The following is a 4,634-nucleotide window of genomic DNA, read 5'->3' on the forward strand; positions in this document are numbered from 1 at the left end:
GGGCAGTGGATGACGCAGATGTGGTGGTCGGGGATGAGAGTGAGGATGCGTCGGCCTTGGGCGGTGCCGGTGTCGAGGACGATGGTGCCGGTTTCGGCGATCGCCAGGGCTGCGCCGGTCAGGACGGCGTCGATGGTCTCGAGTTCGGCGGGCTGGAGCGGGGGATCGTCGCGCCGGGGCTGGATCTCGCGGGGGATCCAGGCCTCGGGCAGGTCCTCGGGGACCGCCAGCGTCGCGTCGCCGTGTTCTGCGATGAGCCGGGCGACGACCTGTGCGATCTCGGTTTCGGCGGCGCGGTGGACGGTGGCGCGGTAGTCGGCGAGGTTCTCGGCCAGCAGGTCGGTCAGGCCGGTCTGGACGTGGGCGGGCAGGTAGTCGCGGTCGACCGGTGCGGTTTCGGGGGCGTCGGCGAGGGCGGTGCGGATGCGGGCGAGGATCTCGTCGCGGGCGGTGGTGCTCACGCGTGGGTCTCCTTCCACCACTGGCGGAACGTCTGGGCGGGCAGGTCGGGCAGGTCGCGGGTGTCGGTCCAGGCCTTGCCGGGCCCGAAGGGGATCTTCGCGGGGATCAGTTTCCTGCCGCGTACGGCGGCGGCCTCGGCGGTGCGGTAGGCGGCGGGGTGGGTCATGGCGTAGGTCGCGGCCTTCATCGCGGTGCGTTCCGCGCGGTGTCCGGGTGCGTGCTCGGCGACCTTCGCGCGCAGGTGCACCAGGACTTCGGGGATGTCGATGGCGACCGGGCAGACCTCGTAGCAGGCCCCGCACAGGGAGGAGGCGTAGGGCAGGGAGCGGTCCAGTTCGGTCTCGGTGCCACGCAGCTGCGGGGTGAGGATGGCGCCGATGGGGCCGGGGTACGCGCTGCCGTAGGCGTGTCCGCCGGCGCGCTCGTACACGGGGCAGACGTTCAGGCAGGCGGAGCAGCGGATGCAGCGCAGGGCCTGGCGTCCGACCTCGTCGGCCAGCGTCGCGGTGCGTCCGTTGTCGAGCAGCACGAGGTGGAAGTCTTTCGGTCCGTCGCCTTGGTGGGTGCCGGTCCACATCGTGGTGTACGGGTTCATCCGCTCGGCGGTGGAGGAGCGGGGCAGCAGCTGTAGGAAGACTTCCAGGTCCTGCCAGCTCGGCAGGATCTTCTCGATGCCGACCACGGAGATCAGCGTCTGCGGCAGGGTCAGGCACATCCGGCCGTTGCCCTCGGATTCGAGCACGACGAGGGTCCCGGTTTCGGCGATCATGAAGTTGGCGCCGGAGACGGCGACCTTGGCGCGCAGGAACTTCTCGCGCAGGTGCAGCCGGGCGGCTTCGGCCAGGACCTTGGGCTCGTCGGTCAGGCCCTCGGGGGCGGGGCGGCCCCAGGAGGCCATGCGGTCGCGGAAGATGTCGCGGATCTCGGTGCGGTTGCGGTGGATCGCGGGGACCAGGATGTGCGAGGGCCGGTCCTCGCCGAGCTGCACGATCAGCTCGGCCAGGTCGGTCTCGTACGCGTGGATGCCGGCGGCGGCGAGGTGTTCGTTGAGCTCGATCTCCTGAGTGGCCATGGATTTGACCTTGACCACCTCGGTCTCGCCGGTGGCCTTGATCAGTTCCGTAACGATGCGGTTGGCCTCGTCCGCGTCGCGGGCCCAGTGCACGTGCCCGCCGGCCGCAGTGACCTTCTCCTCGACCTGAAGCAGGTACCGGTCCAGGTGCCGCAGCGTCTGGTCCTTGATCGCCTTTCCGGCCGCGCGCAGCTGGTCCCAGTCTTCGAGCTCGGCGACCGCGCGGGCGCGCTTGTCGCGGATGGTGTGCGTGGCACGGGTGAGGTTCGCGCGCATCCGCGTGTTCTTCGTCGCGCTGCGGGCGGCCTCGGGGAAGGCGGGCAGCCCCAGGTACACCCCGGTCACACCGTCACCGCCGTTTCCTTCGTCGCGGCCAGGATCTCGGCCAGGTGGATGGTGCGCACCGGGGCGCCGGAGCGGCGCGCGGTGCCGCCGATGTGCATCAGGCAGGAGTTGTCCGCCGCCACCAGATACTCCGCCCCCGACTCCACCGCGTGCGCCACCTTGTCCGCGCCCATCGCGGCGGAGACGTCGGGGTTCTTCACCGAGAACGTCCCGCCGAACCCGCAGCACTCCTCGGCCGCGGGCAGCTCCACCAGTTCCAGCCCCGCGACCGCGCGCAGCAGCCGGGTCGGGCGGTCCCCGAGTTTGAGCAGCCTCGAGGAGTGACAGGTCGGATGATAGGCGACCCGGTGCGGGAAGTACGCCCCGACGTCCTCGACGCCCAGCACGTCGATCAGGAACTCGGTCAGCTCGTAGACCGGCGGGGTGGCCGCGGCGGGGGCGAGCTTGGGGTGCACGTCGCGGACGAACGCGCCGCACGAGCCGGAGGGGATCACCACTGCGTCGTACCCGGCGACGTCGCGGGCGAACTTCGCCGCGAGCGGGGCGGCCTCGGCCGGGTAGCCGGTGTTGTACTGCATCTGCCCGCAGCAGGTCTGCGCCTCGGGGAACGCCACCTCCACCCCGAGCCGCTCGAGCAGGCGCACCGTCGCGATCCCGGTACTCGGGAACGCCACATCATTGACACAGGTGACGAACAAGGCAATACGCATCGCGGCTCGAATCATCGGAGGACTTCGGTGGCTTCGATGCTACTGCCGAGCTCCGTCCGGAATCCAGGCTGCGTGCGCAATCGGCCGCGTGGAGGGAACTCGGGCGCAGACTCCCAGAGGTGGGATGGCTGGCCCGGCCGGGCCCGCCCGGCGTCACGTCGGGGGCAGCACGCGGCGGACGGCGGCGACGGGCATCATGTCCCACTCGCCGTACCGGATCTGCTGGCCGGTGGTCGGGGCGTGGATGACCAGGCCGTTGCCGATGTACATCGCCACGTGGGCGCCGTCGAGGTAGAAGATCAGGTCGCCGGGCTGCAGATCCCGCTCGTCCGCGGGCACGGCCTGACCGACCGTCATCTGATCCCAGGTCACCCGGGGCAGCTGCACGCCCGCCGAGGCCCACGCCGCCTGCACCAGGCCGGAACAGTCGTAGCCGGGGTCGCCGGTGCCGCCCCACTCGTACCACAGGCCCAGCTTGGACTCGGCGAACGCGATCGCCTGGGCTGCCCGGCCGGTGCTGACCGGGACGCCCTCGATCTGTTGGGGCGTCACGCCCGAGTAGTTCAGGGCCTGCTGCTCCGACAGCGTGAGCTGCCGCAGCAGGGCCTGCGCCTGCTGGTACTCGGCCAGGATCCGGCCCTTGTCCGCGGCGGCCTGCTGCTCCTCCTGCGCCGCCAGGACGGTGTCCACGCCGGCCTGGGCGCGGAACTGCTCGAGGCGCAGCTGCGCCTGCTCCGCAGACTCGAGCGCCTCGTCCTGCCCGCGGCTGACGTTGTCCATGGTGGCGGCGCGCTGCAGGAACTGGTCGGGCTGCTGGGCCAGCAGCAGCTGCAGGGTCGGGTCCACGCCGATGCCGCGGTACTGCGCGGCGGCGATCCGGCCCAGCGAGGAGGAGTAGCGCTGGACCGCGGCCTGGGCCAGCGTCGTCTGCGCCTGCAGGGCGTCGATCTGCTGCTGGAGCCTGGCCATGTTCTGGGTGGCCTGGTCGTACTGCTGTGTGGCGGTCTCCGCCGCCGCACGCAGGCTGAGCACCTGGGTGGCGATCTGCTGCGGATCCGCGGCCTGCGCCGTGCTCGGAGCCCAGGCCGCCACGCCCACCGCGGCGGCGGCGCCCGAGGTGAGCACGCCCACTGCGCGCACCGCGCAGATCGAGGCCGGCCCGCGGGGGCTGCGGTGTCGCGGGCCGAGCCCCCGCGTGCACGGGTCGGCTGCGGGTTCTGTCATCATCAGATCGCTCCTGGAGGACGACGAGGCGCCGATCGCGAGTGTTCCCCGGGCGAACGGCGCGCCGACCACGCTATGCCAGGAGTGACGGTACGGTTGCCCGCGGTGAGGGTCGCTTTGCCGGAACTTTACCCGGGGGCTTCGATTCGGGCGCACTTGCCCGTTTCGCTCGACACGATCGGGGTACGGCGCGCCCCGGTTCGCGGCCCGACTGGCCGAAACGGCCGTCCTCGGCTAAAAATTCAGCGACAGCGGTGCGGTGGGCGCCTAGAATCTTCGATTCAGTGAGACAAACCGTACGCTCAGCCCATGAGCGGATATTTGACACGTGACACGCTCGTCCATACCAGGCACCACGGAGGCTTCCATGTCGGCACACGCGGTTTCCACGGCAGACCCCGCGCCAAGCCCTGTGCCGTGCTGCCGACCCTGCCGCCCGCGGGCGCGCAGACTGATCGACCGGGTGCCGCGCACCGAGGCCGTGGACGACGGGCTGGGCTGGAGCGAGCCGGACAAGGCCGAACTGGCCCGGCTGGCCCCGGGACTGCTGCCCGGGCGAATAATGACCTGTGATCTGGTCGGCGCGCTCGTGCTGACCGAACTCGGCGCCGCGAGCGCCACCTATGGAGCGAGCCTGCTGCTCGCCGCGGCCCGCGCCCGCGCCGCCGGGCGGCTGTGGCCCAAGCCCGGCGACCGCGTCGCGCTGCGCCGCTGGCCCGACGGCCCGGTGACCGTCGAGGGCGTCGTCGCCTAGCTCAGAGCCGGCTCAGAGCCCTCCAGGCGCACCGAGGCCGGCCCGCCCGGCCCCCGCGTCCGTGAAC

Annotated in this window: 5 protein-coding genes; 1 reads left to right on the top strand and 4 read right to left on the bottom strand. The window is 71.6% G+C overall.

From position 1 onward, the window contains the following. The 4 genes from KDL01_RS39145 to KDL01_RS39160 all read right to left on the bottom strand — a co-directional run. Positions 1 to 461: LutC/YkgG family protein (locus KDL01_RS39145; protein WP_212533784.1), on the bottom strand; the 461-nt coding region annotated here is incomplete at its 3' end. Beyond that, positions 458 to 1,879, bottom strand: a complete 1,422-nt coding sequence (locus tag KDL01_RS39150; RefSeq protein WP_307846788.1) for a LutB/LldF family L-lactate oxidation iron-sulfur protein — start codon at positions 1,877 to 1,879, stop codon at positions 458 to 460. The genes KDL01_RS39150 and KDL01_RS39145, both read right to left, overlap by 4 nt. Further along, positions 1,876 to 2,589, bottom strand: coding sequence for a (Fe-S)-binding protein (locus KDL01_RS39155; protein ID WP_212533785.1), 714 nt, complete (start codon positions 2,587 to 2,589; stop codon positions 1,876 to 1,878). The genes KDL01_RS39150 and KDL01_RS39155 overlap by 4 nt, the downstream gene beginning before the upstream one ends. Positions 2,590 to 2,742: 153 nt before the next feature. Continuing rightward, a complete protein-coding gene (locus tag KDL01_RS39160) occupies positions 2,743 to 3,816 on the bottom strand; it encodes a C40 family peptidase (protein ID WP_212533786.1) in 1,074 nt (357 codons plus the stop codon). Positions 3,817 to 4,276: 460 nt separating this feature from the next. On the opposite strand from KDL01_RS39160, the gene KDL01_RS39165 reads away from it, so the two are divergent. Beyond that, positions 4,277 to 4,567, top strand: coding sequence for a hypothetical protein (locus KDL01_RS39165; protein ID WP_212533787.1), 291 nt, complete (start codon positions 4,277 to 4,279; stop codon positions 4,565 to 4,567). The last annotated feature ends 67 nt before the right edge of the window (positions 4,568 to 4,634 follow it).

The organism is Actinospica durhamensis (genome assembly GCF_018139695.1).
GTDB lineage: Bacteria > Actinomycetota > Actinomycetes > Streptomycetales > Catenulisporaceae > Actinospica > Actinospica durhamensis.